This window comes from Marinobacter sp., from assembly GCF_041687235.1.
In the GTDB taxonomy this organism is placed as follows: Bacteria; Pseudomonadota; Gammaproteobacteria; order Pseudomonadales; family Oleiphilaceae; genus Marinobacter.
Genome location: NZ_JAWLCH010000002.1, coordinates 1 through 18,034, shown reverse-complemented (window position 1 = coordinate 18,034; position 18,034 = coordinate 1). Strand labels below are relative to the sequence as shown.

Here is an 18,034-nt window from a genome sequence, read left to right as displayed (position 1 = left end):
CATCTACACTTATTAGCTTCGGTTACTCCCTTGCCCGGAAACGCCTGACGAGCGTATTCAGGTCATCGGCCATGTCGGCCAGAGACCTGCTTGACTGGTTCACCTGAGAAATGTCCCCGGCCAGCTCTTCAATAGCGCCACTGCTGATTTCCACGTTCTGGGTCATTTCCGCGGCGGTTGCCCTCTGCTGTTCCGTGGCACTGGCAATCTGGGTGGTCATTTCGACGATTCGGTTAACGGCTGAAAGAATATCCGTCAAAGCCTCTCCGGATTTGGTGGCTTCGTCGCTGGCTTCCCCTGCCATCTGTTTCGCTTTGCTCATATCCACCACTGCGCCGGCTGCGCCACTCTGAAGCTGGGACACAATCCGCTCAATGTCCACCGTCGACTCCTGAACACGCTTCGCCAGGCCCCGAACCTCATCGGCGACCACCGCAAAACCCCGGCCGGCTTCGCCCGCGCGCGCGGCTTCAATGGCAGCGTTCAGGGCCAGAAGATTTGTCTGTTCGGCAATGCTCTGTATGACCGCCAACACATTGCCAATCTCAGCAGACTCGTTTTCCAGCTGCTGGATGCGTACGGACCCTTTTTCTACCTGATTGGCAAGGTTCGTAACCGCACGGATAGCCGTTCCAACCGTCTCCTGACCTGAATCCGCGAGAGAGGCCGCCTTGCGGGCGGATTCGTCAGTATCGGATGTATTCGAGGCGATCTCCTCGGAGGTCGATACCATCTCCTGCATCGCCGCAGATACCTGGGTGATCTGGTCGCGTTGTTGCTCGGAATTGGCCGTGGTGCGCTGGGTAATGCCAGAGAGCGATTCGGATTCGCCGGTCAGTCGGCGAGAAGCCGTCACGATTTGGGAAATGGTGTCCTCGAGGGTCTCCAGGAAGGTATTGACGGCACCGATGAAATCGCCGATCTCATCAGGCCGGCCGGGAGTAAGCCGGGAGGACAGGTCACCATTGTTGTTGGCAATGTCGTCGAGATAACCCAGAATTTCTGTTTTCGCCCGTTTCACGCTCGAGCCCATTAAACGGCTCATTACCACCGCAACAATCAGCCCGAGCACCGCGGATACCACGAACGCGGAGATGGTGAACTTGAGTGCAAGATCGGTTTCTGCCGTTGCTTCATCCGCTTCTTTTTCAAGGGAGGCGAAAATGCTGGCTTCGAGCTCACGGGCCATACCCGCGATTTCCGGGCCGAGGACGTCGAGTGTCCGGGACTTTACATCGACCAGAACACTTTGTTGCTCAAGCATTTCCTGGACAGCGGATCGGTAGTTCCCGAGTTCCTCGACGACAGTATTGAGATAGACCTGCACAAACTCAGGGCCGTTTTCGGCATCGATCAGGTCTAAGGCATCGGACAGATCTTCAATCGCCCAGCCCAGATCTTTCTTCGAATCCTCGTCACCATTTGCAAGATAGCGCTCTGCAGTCATCCGCATTATCAGGGCATCGTTGAGTAGCTGCTCCAACCCGGCTCTCAGTTCACTCTCCGGCTCCCTGTTGGCGACACCGTTCAAAGCAAGCCTCAGTGCCTGAGTGGCATTGGGGCCGTGTTCGTCCAGCCTTTCCGCAATAATCGCAAGGACCTTGCGTTTTGCCGGCACCAGTTTGTTTCTGAAGGCATCAATATAGCGGTTGGTGGTCTCTTCAATGCGGTCAACAAGCTCGGCCCGCTCAGGATCCTGAATGTTTTCCTGAGCTCTGGCCATCACGGCATTGAATTCTGCCTCCAACTCATCAAAACGGCCGAGAGATTCCTCATGGCCTGTCGAGAAATAGTCGAAAACCTGAAGGCGCATTCTGTACACACTGATGACCGACTCTGTACCAATCGCAGTATCCGGCGCCAGGTCTCTGGCGACTGTGTTCATGCGCTGGTCCAGTTGCTGGAATTCAGAGACACTGAAAAACGTTACAGACGCAAAAAGGAGAAGAACGAAAACCGGCGCAATCAGAAGCTTGCCCGGTACGCCCAATTTGCGCTCGACGGATTCAAAGAAAGAGGAAGCCAAAGCGTAGCCCTTCTATTAATTTGTTTAATCAGTTATCGGCCCGGACTTTCAGAACTGAAGTTCTGTTTCTGCTTGGGTTTAAACGTGTTCAGTCCTTGGATTCCGCGGGTAGTAACGCTCCGGAAGGCGTTCGATATGCGGAAAAAAGCGGGTGTCTTTATAGGGCATTTTCATAAAACCTGACACGCCCAGGCCGGTGATCTGTTCCACTGCGGACAGGATCTCATCCAGCAGTCGGCTGAACTCTGGTTCCTGGTCCGGATCCAGTAGCCGATAGTGGCTGTGGATTTTGAGATGGCGGGGCAGGGCCTCGAAGATGATCATGCCGGTGTGGTGAATATTGTTCAGGGCCTCCAGCGATCGGATGATGGTTTCAGGCAGTACGAGAAACTCCTCCGGATCGGGGCCATCCTCGAAGTAGGAATGCACGCGGCTCTCGTCTTCCACTTCCGGTGCGGCGCTCACCTCGTAGTGCAGCTTCATGTCCGGCGACACCAGGAATGGCTGGTCGGGTTCGTCGCGGTCAATGTGAAGGGTGTTGCGGGCATTGAACAGGCAACTCTTGAATATGCCTTTCCGGTAAATTGCCTGGGCCAGATACACCATGTTGTTGACCGCCTGAACGAACGCCGACTTCAATGCCGGATCGTGCAGATTCAGGGAAGTGTCAATGTAGATGCCATCGGTTTCCCAGCGCACGGCCAGCCCGCCTTCCACCGGGTAACGTCCGAGCCGGCTGACAGCAGCCAGGAAGGCTTTCTCGGTTTCGCCCATACCCTGCATGAAGTTCTTGTAGTAGCGGTCCAGTTGCACGTCGTTTACATCGTTCAGGGTTTCCGGTGCGCCTTCCTCACGCAGGAAGGACTTGCGGGAACTGTAAACCACGGTGTCGATTTCCTGGTCTGAGGTTCGCACCCAAACCGGTACCTGCGCTGCCACGGGTTGCTCCGGCAGATCAATCATCACTGTTCGGGCCATCCGCGGCATTTCTTTCAGGTAGTAATCGCCGGCCCTGCGGCGGGTGTCTGGATCCGGGGACAGCATGCCATCCAGCATGCGGGCAAACTCCATCGGCAGACCGAGGGAGGTGGCAGGGATTGCACGGTGACCAAAACGGCAGGATTGCGCCGACGCCAGTGCGTAGAGCGTGCCCGCGGCGCCCTGTTCGTCAAACCGGGGAGACGACAGCCCACCGTTGAGCTGTTCATCGCCAATAAAATAGACATCCCCGAGCCGGGCGTTGGTTTGCTGCAGGTTATCGGACATCAGTTCCATCACGTTTGCGGTGATGAACTGCTGGTTGGCGTCCAGCTGGGCAAATACAGAGGAGCCCCAGTCAATCAGGGCAATATTTTCCGTTCTGGCATCGAAAACCAGATTGGACGGTTTGATATCGCCGTGCACGATGGGACGGCCAGCCGGCCCGTTCTCACGGCGCAGGTTGCGCAGGATGTCGGCCAGTTGGTCCGCGATGCGCATGATCAGGCGTGGTTTCAGACGGCCCTCACGAAGGGAAACTTCCTCCAGGTTGAGGCCGGCGGCCCGCTCCATCACCAGTATCGGCTGGTTGTTGGCACGCTGGTAGGAAATCAGCCGGGGCACCCTGGGGTGCCGGACCTGCTCAAGAATGTAGGCTTCATCTTCAAGCCGGTCCTGAAGATGTCGGGGCAGGTTGATGCGGGTGAACTTGAAGACGTGTTCCGGGCCTCCGATTCCGGTGCCGGGCAGGCGGCCCGCGAACACAAAGCCGTAGGCACCCTTGCCAATCAGCTCGATGTCCTGGTAGCCGAGTTGGCGGAGCTGGGCAGCGCAGAGCGCCACCCAATCCTTGAGCTTCTTGGCATCATCATGGCTGAGCAGATAGATCGACTGCTCTTCGGGGATGTAGAACTGCTGCAGTTGAGTCTTCTGCGCCATGATGAACGTCAGCCCATATGCAGGAGCATGGTTTGGGGCGATTCCAGAAAGCCTTTCCAGCGATTGCAGAACCGGGCGATGGTGCCGCCGTCGATAATGCGATGATCGCCGGCCCAGCTCACGGTCATGATGGCGCGTTCCACCACCTGACCATTGGCGTCAAACCGGGGCAGTTTCTGGGTGCGGCCCAGGGCGACAATGGCCACCTCCGGCGCATTGATAATGGGCGCAGCGTAGGTGCCGCCCAGTGCGCCAATGTTAGAGATGGTAATGGTGCCGCCCTTGAGGTCTTCCTGGCTGACGCGACCGGATCGCGCCGCTTCGGTCAGGCGGGCCACCTCGTCGGCAATGCCCAGCAATGACAGGCTTTCAACGCCCTTGATGTTCGGCACCATAAGCCCTGCCTTGCCATCCACCGCCATACCGATATTGCACTGGGGCAGGTAGCGAATCTCCGTGACCTCATCGTTGAGCTGGCTGTTGAGCACCGGGTATTCCTGAACGGCGAGCGCAATCGCCTTCATGACGAAGGGCATGAGCGTCAATCTTGAGCCCCGTGCCTCTGCCTCTGGTTTCAGTTGCTCCCGCAGTTTGAGCAGGTCGGTAACGTCGATATCCTCGCTGTAGATAAAGTGAGGAATGGTGGTGGCCGATTTCACCATGCTTTTCGCCATGGCGGCTTTCATGCCCCGGATAGGCTCGACCCGAACTTCCTGCTCGCGCGCAGGCTGCCGGCGGGCACCGCCAGTGGTGCTGGCTTGCGTATCGTCGGCGGGCGTCTGAGCCTGAGCCGGTTTGGAGCCACCCTCAAGGTGGGCCAGCACATCGGCTTTCAGCACACGGCCATCCTTGCCGGAGCCGGTGATGTCACCGAGGTTGAGCTCGTGCTCCCGAACCAGGCGACGAACGGCCGGGCTGGCCGGAATGCGCTGTCGACTGGCCGTAGCTACAGGTGAGGCCGTTGCCGTTGAAAGTTGAGCAGCGGGCTCCGGTTTGGCTTTGGGTTCGTCCGGTTCTTCCCGATCCCGGGGAATAAACGCGAACAGCGGCGCATGCACCCTGGCCATGGCCTGCTGCTGATGATAAAGCTTGGTGACGCGTCCGGCCTTGGGTGCGGTAATCTCGACCATGGCCTTATCGGTCATGACGTCCACAACGGGCTGGTCCTCCTCGATTTCGTCACCTTCGGCGACTCGCCACTCCACCACTTCGCACTCAACAATGCCCTCGCCGATATCCGGCAGGATAAAGTCCTCGGTAGCGTTATCGCCGGAGGCCACGCTTGAGGAGGCTTGTGCGTTGCTCTCGGGCGCCTGTTCCGCCTCTGCAGGCTCTAGAGAGCGGGCCACGGCCTGCTCGCCATCACTTTCGCTTTCATCCACCAGTTCAAACAGCGGGGCATGGACCTTGGCGATATCGCCTTCCTTGTAGTAAAGACGAGTCACCCGGCCTTTGTATGGCGCCGGAATTTCCACCAGGGCCTTGTCGGTCATCACCTCGGCTACCGGCTGGTCTTCTTCTATGACATCGCCTTCGCTGACCAGCCATTTGACCAGTTCACATTCCACGATACCTTCGCCGATATCGGGCAGTATAAAATCACTCATGCTTGCTCTCCTGTCCTGATATCAGCCTAGAATTCCACGCTCGCCCTGATGGCCTCGTAGACCTTCAGGTGGTTGGGCAGGTGCTCTTTCTCCAGCACCAGCGGGAAGGGCGTGTCCATCCCGGTTACCCGAGCGATCGGAGACTCCAGATACAGGAAACAGCGCTCCTGAATCGTGGCGGCGATTTCACCGGCGAATCCGCCGGTCAGGGGAGCTTCGTGGGTGACCACCAGCCTTCCGGTTTTGAACACGGAGTTGGCGACTGTTTCCACATCCCACGGCAAAATGGTCCTGAGGTCGATGACTTCGCAGGAAACGCCATCTTTCTCCGCCCGTTCCACGGCCTGTTCGATTACGTCCATCTGGGCGCCCCAGCCCAGAACCGTCACGTCCGTGCCTTCCTTGGTGACTTCGGCCTCGCCCAGAGGCAGGCGGTAGTCTTCGTCTGGCACCTCACCCACCGAGGCCCGGTACAGACGCTTGGGCTCGAAGAACAGGGTAGGGTTGGGGTCATGGATAGCAGCGAGCAACAACCCTTTGGCCTGATGCGGGTTGCGCGGCACCACGATTTTCAAACCCGGAGTGTGGGCAAAGTAGGCTTCCGGTGACTGGGAATGGTACAGGCCGCCGGCAATACCGCCGCCGTATGGCGCGCGAATGGTCAGCCCGCCCACGTTGAACAGGTTGCCTGAGCGATACCGGAACTTCGCTGACTCGTTTACGATCTGGTCAAATGCCGGGAATATGTAATCGGCAAACTGAATCTCTGCGACCGGCACCGAACCCTGGGCCGCGAGGCCATTGGCAAACCCGATGATGCCTTGCTCTACCAGAGGCGTGTTAAAGCAACGGGCCTTGCCGTATTTCTGTTGCAGGTTACTGGTGGCACGGAAAACGCCGCCAAAGACCCCCACATCCTCACCGAAACACAGCACTCGCTCGTCTTCTGCCATGGCGGTGTCGAGGGCGTTGTTGATGGCCTGAAGCATATTCATCTTGGTCATCTCAGGCCCCTCCCTTGGCGTGTTCGGCACTCTTTGGATATTCGTCCGGATACCGGCGGATATGCGCTTTCAACTTGTCGAACTGCTCAGCCAGCGCCGGCGGGACCTCGTCGTAGACATCACTCACCAGGGTTTCAAGCGCCGGTGGTGGCCGTTTCTGGGCCCGCTTCATGGTTTCAAGCACTTCCCGGCGCATGGTTTCCTGAAGCTGCTTTTCGTCGTCCTCGCTCCACCATTTCTTGCTTTCCAACCACAGACGCATACGCAGGATGGGGTCCTTCTCGCGCCAGACGGCTTCTTCATCCTTGCTGCGGTAGCCAGACGGGTCGTCGGATGAGGAATGGGCAGCCAGGCGATAACTCATGGCCTCAATCAGAACCGGCCGATTGTGTTCCACAGCCAGCTTTCGCGCTTCCTGGGTGGCCTGATACATCGCAAGGATGTCGTTACCATCCACCCGGATGACGTCCATCTTGTAGCCGTAGGCCCGTGGCGCAACGCCATCGGCAGCAAACTGTTCGGCGGCCGGCGTGGAAATGGCGTAACCGTTATTGCGGCAAAGGAAGATTACCGGCACACGATGAACCGCAGCCATGTTCAGGGCTGCATGAAAATCGCCTTCGGATGCGGCGCCTTCACCAAAATAGGTAATCGTGCAGAGGCCTTCGCCCCGCAGTTTCTGGCCATAGGCATAGCCGGTGGCCTGGGGAATCTGGGTGGCCAGCGGCGAGGAGATGGTCATGTAGTTCAGCTTCTTGGAACCATAGTGCACCGGCATCTGGCGGCCCTTGCCGTAGTCCATCTCGTTGCCGAACAACTGGTTCATGAATTCATCGATGGTAAAGCCCCGATAGGCGAGGGCACCTTGCTCCCGATACTGCGCCATGATCATGTCGCCATCATCCAGCGCCGCCGCACTGCCGATCACAGCAGCTTCTTCGCCGGTGCACTGCATGTAAAAGCTCAGGCGGCCCTGTCGCTGGGCGGCCAGCATGCGCTCGTCGAGTATTCGGGTGGTGACCATGGCCCGGTAGATACGAAGGGCCTTGTCTTTGTCGAGATCAGGAGCCTTGGCGCTCTTGTAGAGCTTGCCGTCCTGTTTCAGAAGCTTGAACGTGGGAATCCGAAATTCCGCACCGTCGGTAAACACTGGGGAATACACAACTTTGGACTTTGTTGTTGTCATAATCCTCTTCCTGGGGTAATGGCCTGAGGAACAAACACTCCTTGTGGGAGTGTAGTTAATGTCATTGTAGACAGCCTGGCGAAATCTGGTGTGATTCGTGCCAAGTAACGTTTACCTTAACGTAAACTGCGATTTAGGGGTAGACCCTCGTATCGAGATTTTCCGGTTATGAGGGATTGCTCGCCATGCGTTTTCCGTGCATTGCGAAGCGTGCTACCGTCAAGGTATACACTTTTTTGACCTGATTCAGACATTTGACTCACGTGGGTAGGTTTTAATGAATGTAATAATCATTGGCGCAGGAATAATGGGAACCACCTTCGCCACCCTGGCGAAAGAGCTGGCACCGGAACTCGATATCACGATTCTTGAACGACTGGACGGTCCCGGGGCTGGAAACTCCTGGGTATTCAATAACGCCGGCACAGGGCACGAGGCGAATTGTGAGCTGAACTACACGCCGGTGGACGAAGAGGTCATTTCGGTCGAAAAGGCCGTGAAGATTCATGCCCAGTTCAATGTGGCCAAGCAGTTCTGGGCCTATCTGATCCAGAAGGGGGCGATCAAAGACCCCAAATCGTTTATCAACCAGACCAAGCATTGCACCATTGTCTCCGAACCGTCGATTCAGGAACTGAAACTTCGTTTCAACGAGATGTCCTCTCACCATTTCTTCGAACAGATGCGCTATTCGGAAGATTTCGACGAGATCAAGAGCTGGATTCCTTACACCATGGAGGAGCGGCCTCGCCATGAAAAAATGGCGGCAACTGTTATTGAAACGGGTACGGACGTCAACTTCGGTGCGTTGACCGAGCAAATGGCTGAACATGCGGTGAATGACCTGGGCGTAAAGATTGAATACGGCACCCACGTTAAACGCGTGCATCGAAGCCCCGCCGGCAGTTGGCTTGTGGAAACACAGCGCAGGGGGGGTGATCGTCAATACAAGGCGGACGTCTTGTTTGTCGGTGCCGGAGGCGGTGCATTCCCGATCCTGAAAAAGAGCCATCTGCCTTTCGCCCGTCGGTTCACCGGCTTTCCGGTCGGCGGTCGCTTCCTGCAGGCGCCGATCAGTGCCGAACAGGCTGAGCAATATCGGGCCAAGACCTACGGCAAGGCCAAGGTGGGCGCGCCTCCGATGTCCGTGCCGCACCTGGACCTGCGAGTTGCAGATGGCCAGTACTACCTGCTGTTCGGCCCCTTTGCCTCGTTCAAACCGGTGCTTGAGAGAGGCCGTGGCTTCCTGGATTACGTGCGCGCCATGCGCCTGCACGATATTCCAGGGCTTCTCAATGTGGCTCTTGAGCACTTTCCCCTGGTCAAGTACCTGGTGTCGGAAACCTTCAAGGGTGAAAAGAGCATGTTCGAGGAACTGGACAGCTTTGCTCCGGGCATGAGTAAAAAGTTCAACTGGAAAGCGGTCGAGGCGGGCCAACGCGTGCAGATCATCCGGGATGGCGACCTGCAGATGGGTACCGAGATCCTGGTATCGAACGACAAGACCTACGGCACATTGCTGGGTGCGTCACCCGGGGCTTCGGTATCACCGGAAGTCATGTTGCGTTGCCTGGAACAGCTTTTGCCGTCTATTTTTAACAGTGAGGAAGCCGGCAAGAAGAAAAAAGAGATATTCCCTGAGGACAATCTGGATACCCTGGCCAAGAATCCAGAGCGTTACCGGGAAATCCGGGATACCGTCAACGAGCGGTTAGGCATCAAGAAGTCGGCATCGCAGCAGGACTGAAACGGCCAACAACCAGCAGGGAGACATCCATGGACAGCAGAATCAGTGTGACCTCGCCTCTCGTGATCCTTCACGGCGACGAAATGGCTCAGGTTGCGTTCGAGCATATTCTCAAGAAGTTTGTAAGCTCACGGCTTGATATTCAGCTTGAGGAAATCGATCTGTCCGCGGAAAACCGGCTGCTGACCAATGGCCAGGTGGTTATCGATGCCATCGATGCGCTTCAGCGTCATGGTGTGGGTGTGAAAAATGCCGGCATGACCGTAAACCGGCAGCAGCTGGAGGACTTGCTCAGCAAGCACCCGGATGTGGACGGCAACAACCTGAACCCTCTGGCGATCAAGTCGCCGAACGGCGCTATTCGCAAGGGCATCAGCGGTAATATTACCCGGGAAGACATCCAGTTCCGCAACCTCAATATCCGCCGGCCGGAGTGGGTAGGGCGCGATATTGAGGTGGATACCATGGAATTCGGTGGCATCAAGGACAGTTTCAATCAGCTGTCGCTGGCGACCGGTGTGGTCAAACTGATGTTCGTGGGGAGCAGTGGTGACCCCGTGGAGCTGCATCGCCGTGAGATCCGCAAGGGTGATCCCTGGCTCTTGGCAACCAACGACATCGAAGACGTCAAAGCCTGGGCCCACCGTTTCTTCCAGCGGGCCATGGCAGAGAGGCGGGATGTGTACCTGGGCCTGAAAGACACCGTGATCCCCGGCTACGATGGCGCCATGCGTTCGGTGATCGAGGACATCTATCACAGCGACTATAAGAAGCAGATCGAAGATCTGGGACTGAGTTATTACTACGAGCTGATCGATGCCCAGGCGGCACGCATTGTCTCCAATCCACCAGAGCGCGCACTCTGGGGTGTGCCGGACAACACCACCGGGCGCAAACTGCTCAAGCTGGTAAATCAGCTTCGCGAGTTTGGCATTCCGGGCCGGGGTGCACACGTGTCCATCTCCCGCATGAGCGCCGGTGGTGGCGACCAGTACGGTAGCTTCAACATGGCGGCCAGGGAAGACGGCATTCTCAAGGTGATTGTCGACGGTGACGAGAAGCATGCCCGCCGGGTCAGGAAAGGCGACCCCATGCTGCTTATGTCCAATGACCGTGAAGCCATCAAGGACTGGGTTCTGCAAGTCTTCCGGGATGCCTCCCGCAAGGATAAGGAGGTGTATTTTGGTCTCAAGCGCGAGTACATGGAGTACGACGAAGTCTACAGCGACGTGATTACCGAAGTGCGCCGGGAACTGGCCAGCGAGCACACGCCTCCGCCTTCATTTATGATCATGCGGCCCTCGAGCCAGCTCAAAAAGATGATCACGGACCCACCCAGGAACGCGCTTTATCCCTCCCAGAACCTGGATGGCGATATCTTCTCTGATATTTCAGCGGCGCTCGGTGGCAGCCTGGCGACCGCCAGTTCGATCATCGAGAGCAAGGACGGCACCATGCTGTTCGAGGCGCCCCATGGCACAGCTCATGATCTGTACCTGAAGTACCTGGAGAGCGACGGAAAAGTCGCGCATTTCAATCCCTCGGCCCTGATTTTCGCGCTGGCCAACGCCCTGGAGACCCTCGGTGAGAGAGAGGGTAACGAGCCCCTGAGCCAATACGCCGTTCAATTGAAGGCCGCACTGACAGACACGGTGGACCGTGGCATTGTTACTGCCGATCTGAAGGGTAAAACCGTTGATCCGGGTTCGGAACAGGTGGTTGATATGATTGGATTTCTCGAGGCTGTGGAGAAGGCCCTCGAGTAGTTGGTTTGAAATTTCTCCCCAAAACCCCGCAACACTCGGCTCGAGGAAGTAAGACATGATGCGTTCACAGTTTCTTCAGGATTTGATCAAGCAGCTCTCGCCAACACTGGATTCAACGACCTATGTCTACTGCACGGTGCCCAAGGCAAAGTACGGTGAACTGGAACACCTAAAGCCCATCGTCAGCATTGCCGAACTCGAAGGCCTTACTCTGGTTATTCCTCTTGAGCAGGCTAAAGCCGAGGGCCTGGACTACTACAGAGTCTTCCGTCGCATCACCCTTGAGGGCCACTCCAGCCTTGAAGCTCTGGGCCTGACATCCGTGGTAACAAGCCTGCTGGCCGAACGGGGCATTACCACAAACGTCATCGCCGGGTTCTATCACGACCACATGTTTGTGCCCAGCGATCGCACCGATGAGGCAATGAGGGCGCTTAAGGAACTCGCAAGCAATCCGGGTGGCTGACCACCGCTGACCTTTATGAGCCAGTGAGTTGGTTGTCGTTCTGCTTCCCAATCATTTGGGTTTTACCGGCGGCATATCTGAGCGTAATAGCCAAAGTGAAGAATGCCGCCAAACCGCCAAACCGCCAAACAGAGTAATCACGGGGAAAATGTTCATACGTTCTAAAACCTCCAGTAGCGAGGACATAACCTCGGCCGCTTCAATGTGTAACAAGCTCATCATTAGTGTACGAGGTGGAAGCTCTAAAAGCGTATGCAGAAACCGTTACTGGGCGTATGGAAATACGCGTATACGAACAAGACTTGATCTGCCGGCTTCCAGAACTATGACGAACCTGCTGGCAATCAAGAGCTTGAAGGAGATCGGTTGGGAAGGATCAAACTTGATGCCGAACCTCCCCTTTAAAATCAATTTCCAAGCACATCGGTCTCGTTTTTCTTTGCCTTTTTCTCCTTTTTCTTTTCCTTGGCAGTTAATAGCGGTTTCTTTTTAGTGTCTTTTTTTCTGTCCTGGCCTTTACTCATGGTATCTGTCGACCTCTGGCCGCAGGTGCGTCGGTATTAACGCTCTGCCTGATGCCAATGCTTTCAACATCCAGTATGAACCCATTTATGAGTAACCGATAGACAGGTTATCTATGGCGTGGCTCGCTATCTCGGTAAATTTGGCCTCTTAGTAGCGAGGGCAGGTCATTGGAGCCTGCTAAACTCATTTCAAACCATTGTGGAACTTCCGTAGGAGTGTTCTGGCTAATGCACATAGCACAGCTTGGGTTTTCACTGCTTCTCCTGTTTACCTCAGTCGGCGTGGCCGCGAAAAACGACACTCTGGACGCAGCGGCATCGGATCCGAAAAAATTGGGTTTGATGCAAGGTTTTCCACCACCACCAGATAAACTGGTAACGCAGCCAGACTCCAATTTTTTCAGTTTTCCGAAGCTCCGTTGGACCGTGTGCCATTTTCGCGAGCTTTTGCCGACGGAGCAGGTTAGCCGTGGAATTGGCCAACCGGTGCCCCTTGAGTACAACCTCGATGAGGCTGCAATCGATTCGCTGACGTTCACACCTATGGGCAGCAGCAAAACGATGACATGGGAAGAGTCGCTGGCAGCAAACTATACGGACGGCATGCTCATCCTCCATGAAGGAAAGGTTGTCTACGAGCGTTACTTCGGCTGCCTCGACGAGGATGGCAAGCACGGAGCTATGTCTATGACCAAGTCAATGACGGGCTTGCTTGCCGAAATACTCGTGGTTGAAGGCAAACTGAACGACAGCGCGCTTGTTTCCTCCATCGTTCCCGAGCTTGCGGACAGTGCATTCGGATCCGCAACTGTCCGACAGGTGATGGATATGACTACCGGCCTTGCCTACAGTGAAGACTACTCCGATCCCGACGCCGACATCTGGATCTACTCCAGGGCGGCCAGTCCGTTACCGAAGCCTCCAGGCTATGAGGGTCCCGATGGCTACTTCGAGTACCTTCAGACTGTTCAACCCGAAGGCGATCATGGTGATGCGTTCCACTACAAAACCATCAACACAGATGCGCTTGGCTGGGTAATCTCCCGTGTGTCCGGTCTGGAAGTAACCAAGCTGCTGTCAGAGCGACTATGGCGCCGGATGGGGGCCGAGCAGGACGCCTACATGACGGTAGACGGCAAAGGCACACCGTTTGCCGGCGGCGGCTTGAGTGCAGGCTTGCGTGATCTGGGGCGCATCGGCTTGCTGATGCTCAACGAAGGCGAGATTAACGGCCAGCGACTGTTTCCATCAAAGGTGGTTGCCAGCATTCGTGAGGGTGGGAGCAAGAATGCTTTTGCAAAGGCTGGCTATACAACACTTGAAGGCGGCAGCTATCGCAGCATGTGGTGGCTGCTTCACAACGAGCACGGTGCGTATGCGGCCAGAGGCGTTCATGGCCAGACGATCTACGTCGACCCTAAGGCAAACATGGTGATCGTCCGGTTTGCTTCGTATCCAACGGCGAAGAATGGAAAGATAGATCCGACTTCCTTGCCGGCTTACCAGGTGGTAGCTGAATATCTGATGTCGGGGCGGTAGTGGACGACCACAGAAAGTACTAAACCCTTCCCAAACATCACTCGAAGAATTGCTGTTGTTTCTTATTGGTCCTGGCCACGCTGGTATCCAGCGTGGCCGCTGAGCCCGTCGGGCCTGATCTTTCGCCAAAGCTGCGTGGCTCGTTTATCAAGGAAATGATTCAGGGATAAACCCCGTCTTAGTTGGGTATCGAACATACCCAGGCAACTAATTTGGGCATGTTTGTCATAATCAAAATCAAGGGACGCTCAGATGCGCATTGTCGGTACGCCGACCCCGATGTTCTACCAGGTTGATGCATTCTGAGTAGGTGAGGAGGGTATTTTGACGATTACCAGTTCTGACGCAGATACCAATGCTGCCGTTGCAAACTTCGACGAGGCACTGGACCAGCTCGGGCTTGCTCTCATGAACGACGCCGTTGCTTACAATACAGAGGTCCTGGAAGCAGCACTTCATGTTATGGAAGCTCCTGACGGATTGAACGCCTTGTACGCTCGTGTTCCGGAGATGGAAGCCAAGGGTGTATTTACAAACAGTGACTGGGACCGGCCCGCCATTCTACGACCTGCATTAGCCGTGCGAATGTTGCGGCAGGGGGCTCCGCCCTACACCTGCATCGAAGCCCTGAGTGAGCTGCGCCTCCTAGCCGTGGCCATGGGTGATTATCTCCATCCCGGAATATCTGCGGAGCAGGCCAGACACTTTCTGACCCAGGTGACGGCACTAAATCTGGACCTGCTGTCAGGCCAAATGAGCGAAGCAGATCGCGAACGGCCCCAGGGGCTCGGCGAGATCGTTAATTCGCTTTACCAGTTCTTACTTAGCCGGCTGGGCTATGAAAGTATTCTCGACAGCCTGGTGGATGAGGTGCAACGTTTGCTGGCGCAGCGCCCGATACAAATGGACAGCATCAAGCAGATGGTCAGCCAGATTGCCAAATGCCTGTTTGACCCGGCAATAGAAACCACAGGCATGCACAAAGCAGCTCGTCTTGTCAGCGCTCTGTTCGGGCCAACGCCAGGCTGCCGCGATGATCCGGGCCTTGCAGTCTACGGTGAACGCCTGGCCGCCATGGACGAGGTTGCACTGTTTGAAGAGGCAAAAGACTTTGCCAGCGGGATGCAGGAGACCGGCATGGTTTCTCCCTATCATCCCATGCTGTTACGACGCCTGCGGGGGCACCGGGATGACCTGATACCCATGGCGTTGGGCCTGAGCATCACCGGCAACGATGTGCTCCAATGCTATCGCCAGATTGTGCTCCAGCTGCTCGATGAAGTGGCTCATCCGGAAACCAGCCAGGCTGTTTATGGCCTGGCGATGTTTCTTGAACGCGGAACTCTCTTCACCCCTGCAGTTGCTGCGGGCCTGTGGCGGCAACTTGAACTGAAATTGTGCCAGACGGCATCCGACAGACTCAGCGCAGTTTTCGGCGATGCGCACACTCCAAGGGTGTATTTGCTGGCCGGTGTACTGAACCTTCTGGGGCAGCCGTTGGGTATTGGTCAGGGTAATAATCCGACCTGTCAGTCGGTTATTGGTCTCTCCATGTGGGCCTCCTACGACGCCTATTACCTGCTGCAGTTGGTGGCCTGGGCGGCCCGTGATGACGACGTCGTCATGCGTTTCGAGGGCCAGGATATTAACTCCCAGCACCTGGAAGAAGGCCTTGCGAAGGAGCCACCAACGGATGTGGATCCGGTTTCATTGATTCTTATAGCCCACCTTGACCGAATTTATGGCGAAATGGGGCGCCTTTGCGGGGTACGCGATGACGACCTTCACCGCTGGATAAACCCGGAAATGTATGGCCCGTGGGTCGGGCATGGCTTTCTCAGTGTTATTAGCCGGGAAACAGGCAAGATCCATGAGTATGAGAACTTCATACGCCAGTTTTATGCCTGTTACCACCCATATTACAACGGCAACATACCCGTCATTCATTCGCAACCAGCCGGTATCGCTGTCACCGACAGCGGAGGGCGCCTGGTTGGGCGCCATGCCATAACCATTATCAGGGTAAACGTTGATCTCGATGGCGAGATACGTCTCTACTTCTTCAACCCCAATAACGACAGCGGACAGGACTGGGGGCAGGGTGTAAATTGCTCAACAGAAAGTCATGGTGAGCGCCCAGGCGAAGCATCGCTGCCGTTCGCAGAGTTCGCTTCACGTTTGTGCGTATTTCACTATGACCCGAGGGAAGTCGGTAACACATCGCTGATTCCTGAAACTGACGTTGCCCGCGCCATAGAGCTTGGTCGTACCAGTTGGGCAGCGAGTTATGAGTAAAATGGACGACCATACAAAGCACTAAACTTCCGCCACCGTATGTCAGTGACTTATCCTCCAAAATCCACGCAAAGTGCTAAATTCGGCGTCCGACTCGGAGTTCGGAATCGTCTCACTGGAACGGAAAGATCGGAGGCAAGCAACAAGCCTTGTTAGCAGGGGACGCAATTAAACAAAAAAGACCTTTAGTCATTGCCGTCCCCATTCATTTCCTCCCATTTCAACCAACCGAGAAGCGGCTCGTCGAAAGGAAAAAGCGAGATCATTGGCGGACGATAGTTGTGCCAGTGACACGCCAATTCGACCCGTCGCCGACCACTCATAATATTCTCCCTCTTTGGTGCGAATCATGGTGGTCGCAAAGGAACTTGAGTTTCCTCCCTTTTCATTGACAATCAATTCTTCATCTCCATCGCTGCTTTCGACTTGCGCTTCAAAATCAACAAACAACTCGTCGAGCGGGACTTGTGCCGCCAGCACCAAGCGGGTGCGAGATTCATAACACGCGTCAATGAGGGTCACGAATCGTCGTGCTTCGTTGAGGTGATTGGCGTCCAGTTGGGGGACGCGCTCCATGATGATGACCGGAAATCGGCGGCAGAGAGAAATATAATCGGCGGCCCCGAGCGGTTGGTAGCACAACTCGGAAAAGTCAAACCAGGCGCACCGGTCATTCAATCGGGTCACCTGGACGGTGCGACCAAAGAGGACGGGAATGACCTCGGCCTCAGTTCCGGATGCAGTGCTACCAAATATTTTTTCCAACTGCGCCTGCATGTTGTTTTTACTATGATTATCACTATGAACTTTCTTGTTTGACCAAAAATAGGATTGACCATCCGCTCGATTTTCAAGTCGATAATCCTTGCTGGAATCCTCCATGGAAATAATGTCGAATGTGTGTTTTAACATGTCTATGAATGGCAAAAAGAGGGAGCGGTTAATGCCTCCCTCATACAAGGCATCGGGAGAGCGATTCGAGGTAGCCACTACCACCACATTCAAATCCAATAATAATGAAAACAGTCGCTTCAAAATCATGGCATCGGCAACGTCTGTCACTTGAAATTCATCGAAACAGAGGAGTTGGGCTTCTTGTGCCAATTGTTGCGCGACGATGGGAATCGCATCACCTCGTGGGTACTCCTGTTTGTAGGCAAAGATGCGATGATGGACGTCTAGCATGAACTCATGAAAGTGGACGCGGCGTTTGGTTATGTTTATGTGTTTGTGGCTGTCATTAGTACAGCAAGAATTATCATCAGGAACAGAAACCGACGCGTAAAAGAGATCCATTAGAAAGCTCTTGCCGACCCCGACCGGTCCATGAATGTACATGCCTCGCGGTGGTGGACCAAAAGACCACAAATGGAACTTCTTTCGAAGAAAAGACTGAGCGTGTGCCAAGGATCGCGCCAGTAACCGTAACAGTGGACTGCTGTTTTTAAAGCTGCCCTCTGTCGGTTCGTCGCTGCGTACTGATACTGGTGGGAGCGAGGTAAGAGACTCGTGCAGGGCATCAAATTTTGCCGCCAGAGCGACCTGCGCGTCATCTCGTCGCACCTCCCCCGCATCCACCATGCGTTTATACGCTGTTGTCACGGGGCCTGTCGGGAAGGACCGCCAAGCGACGCGATGTTGTGCTGTCATATTCTCCATCACAGTCTTCATCATGGAACTGATGAGTTTATTAACATGGGGTATGGTACGCTAGATTTCTGTATGGGTATCAAATTAACCCTGACACACTGTATCAGCGGGTGAAGCCCAGAATTGCGATCCCGGTTCACGGTGAAGAGCTGCACATGCAAACTCATGCCGAGGTTGCCCGGGACACCGGCGTGCCCAAACGCCTTGTGGACAGGAACGGCGATCTGTTCGTGTCTTGCCCGGTACCCGCCCGGGATGCGGCGATAAGTTGTGGAAACTGGCCGACTGGGGGTGGAAGAAAAAGGAA

At 55.6% G+C, this 18,034-nt stretch carries 12 protein-coding genes; 6 read left to right on the top strand and 6 right to left on the bottom strand.

Annotation, left to right across the window (positions count from 1 at the left end; genetic code table 11):
- Nucleotides 1-22: 22 nt before the first annotated feature.
- From ACESMK_RS03865 to ACESMK_RS03845, 5 genes are all read right to left on the bottom strand, one after another.
- Nucleotides 23-2,026: a methyl-accepting chemotaxis protein gene (locus ACESMK_RS03865; RefSeq protein ID WP_372995463.1), complete on the bottom strand. Its 2,004-nt coding sequence runs from the start codon at nt 2,024-2,026 to the stop codon at nt 23-25.
- 78 nt (nt 2,027-2,104) lie between these two features.
- Entirely contained in the window at nt 2,105-3,943 is a 1,839-nt protein-coding gene (locus ACESMK_RS03860; RefSeq protein WP_372995461.1) for a protein kinase domain-containing protein, read from the bottom strand.
- Nucleotides 3,944-3,951: 8 nt separating this feature from the next.
- A complete protein-coding gene (locus ACESMK_RS03855; RefSeq protein WP_372995459.1) occupies nt 3,952-5,550 on the bottom strand; it encodes a dihydrolipoyllysine-residue acetyltransferase in 1,599 nt (532 codons plus the stop codon).
- A gap of 26 nt (nt 5,551-5,576) precedes the next feature.
- Nucleotides 5,577-6,554, bottom strand: a complete 978-nt coding sequence (locus ACESMK_RS03850) for an alpha-ketoacid dehydrogenase subunit beta (RefSeq protein ID WP_372995457.1) — start codon at nt 6,552-6,554, stop codon at nt 5,577-5,579.
- Between the two features lies 1 nt (nt 6,555).
- On the bottom strand, nt 6,556-7,740 hold the full coding sequence (locus tag ACESMK_RS03845) for a thiamine pyrophosphate-dependent dehydrogenase E1 component subunit alpha (RefSeq protein ID WP_372995455.1): 1,185 nt from the start codon (nt 7,738-7,740) through the stop codon (nt 6,556-6,558).
- A gap of 277 nt (nt 7,741-8,017) precedes the next feature.
- On the opposite strand from ACESMK_RS03845, the gene ACESMK_RS03840 reads away from it, so the two are divergent.
- From ACESMK_RS03840 to ACESMK_RS03820, 5 genes are all read left to right on the top strand, one after another.
- Nucleotides 8,018-9,487, top strand: a complete 1,470-nt coding sequence (locus ACESMK_RS03840; protein WP_372995453.1) for a malate:quinone oxidoreductase — start codon at nt 8,018-8,020, stop codon at nt 9,485-9,487.
- Between the two features lie 29 nt (nt 9,488-9,516).
- The gene (locus ACESMK_RS03835; RefSeq protein ID WP_372995451.1) at nt 9,517-11,253 is read left to right on the top strand and encodes an isocitrate/isopropylmalate family dehydrogenase; all 1,737 of its coding nucleotides are present in this window, start codon (nt 9,517-9,519) and stop codon (nt 11,251-11,253) included.
- Nucleotides 11,254-11,308: 55 nt separating this feature from the next.
- Nucleotides 11,309-11,719 (top strand): ACT domain-containing protein, encoded by a 411-nt coding sequence (locus ACESMK_RS03830; RefSeq protein ID WP_372988162.1) that lies wholly within the window; start codon nt 11,309-11,311, stop codon nt 11,717-11,719.
- Between the two features lie 752 nt (nt 11,720-12,471).
- Nucleotides 12,472-13,782: a serine hydrolase domain-containing protein gene (locus ACESMK_RS03825; protein ID WP_372988163.1), complete on the top strand. Its 1,311-nt coding sequence runs from the start codon at nt 12,472-12,474 to the stop codon at nt 13,780-13,782.
- Nucleotides 13,783-14,106: 324 nt separating this feature from the next.
- Nucleotides 14,107-16,077, top strand: a complete 1,971-nt coding sequence (locus tag ACESMK_RS03820; protein WP_372995449.1) for a hypothetical protein — start codon at nt 14,107-14,109, stop codon at nt 16,075-16,077.
- Nucleotides 16,078-16,266: 189 nt separating this feature from the next.
- On the opposite strand, the gene zapE is transcribed toward ACESMK_RS03820, so the two are convergent.
- Nucleotides 16,267-17,736 carry a cell division protein ZapE gene (gene zapE, locus ACESMK_RS03815; RefSeq protein ID WP_372995447.1) on the bottom strand — a complete coding sequence of 490 codons (1,470 nt, stop codon included), beginning with the start codon at nt 17,734-17,736 and terminating at the stop codon, nt 16,267-16,269.
- 101 nt (nt 17,737-17,837) lie between these two features.
- On the opposite strand from zapE, the gene ACESMK_RS03810 reads away from it, so the two are divergent.
- Nucleotides 17,838-18,034 (top strand): MBL fold metallo-hydrolase RNA specificity domain-containing protein (locus tag ACESMK_RS03810; RefSeq protein ID WP_372995445.1); only part of this gene is annotated, 197 nt, incomplete at its 3' end.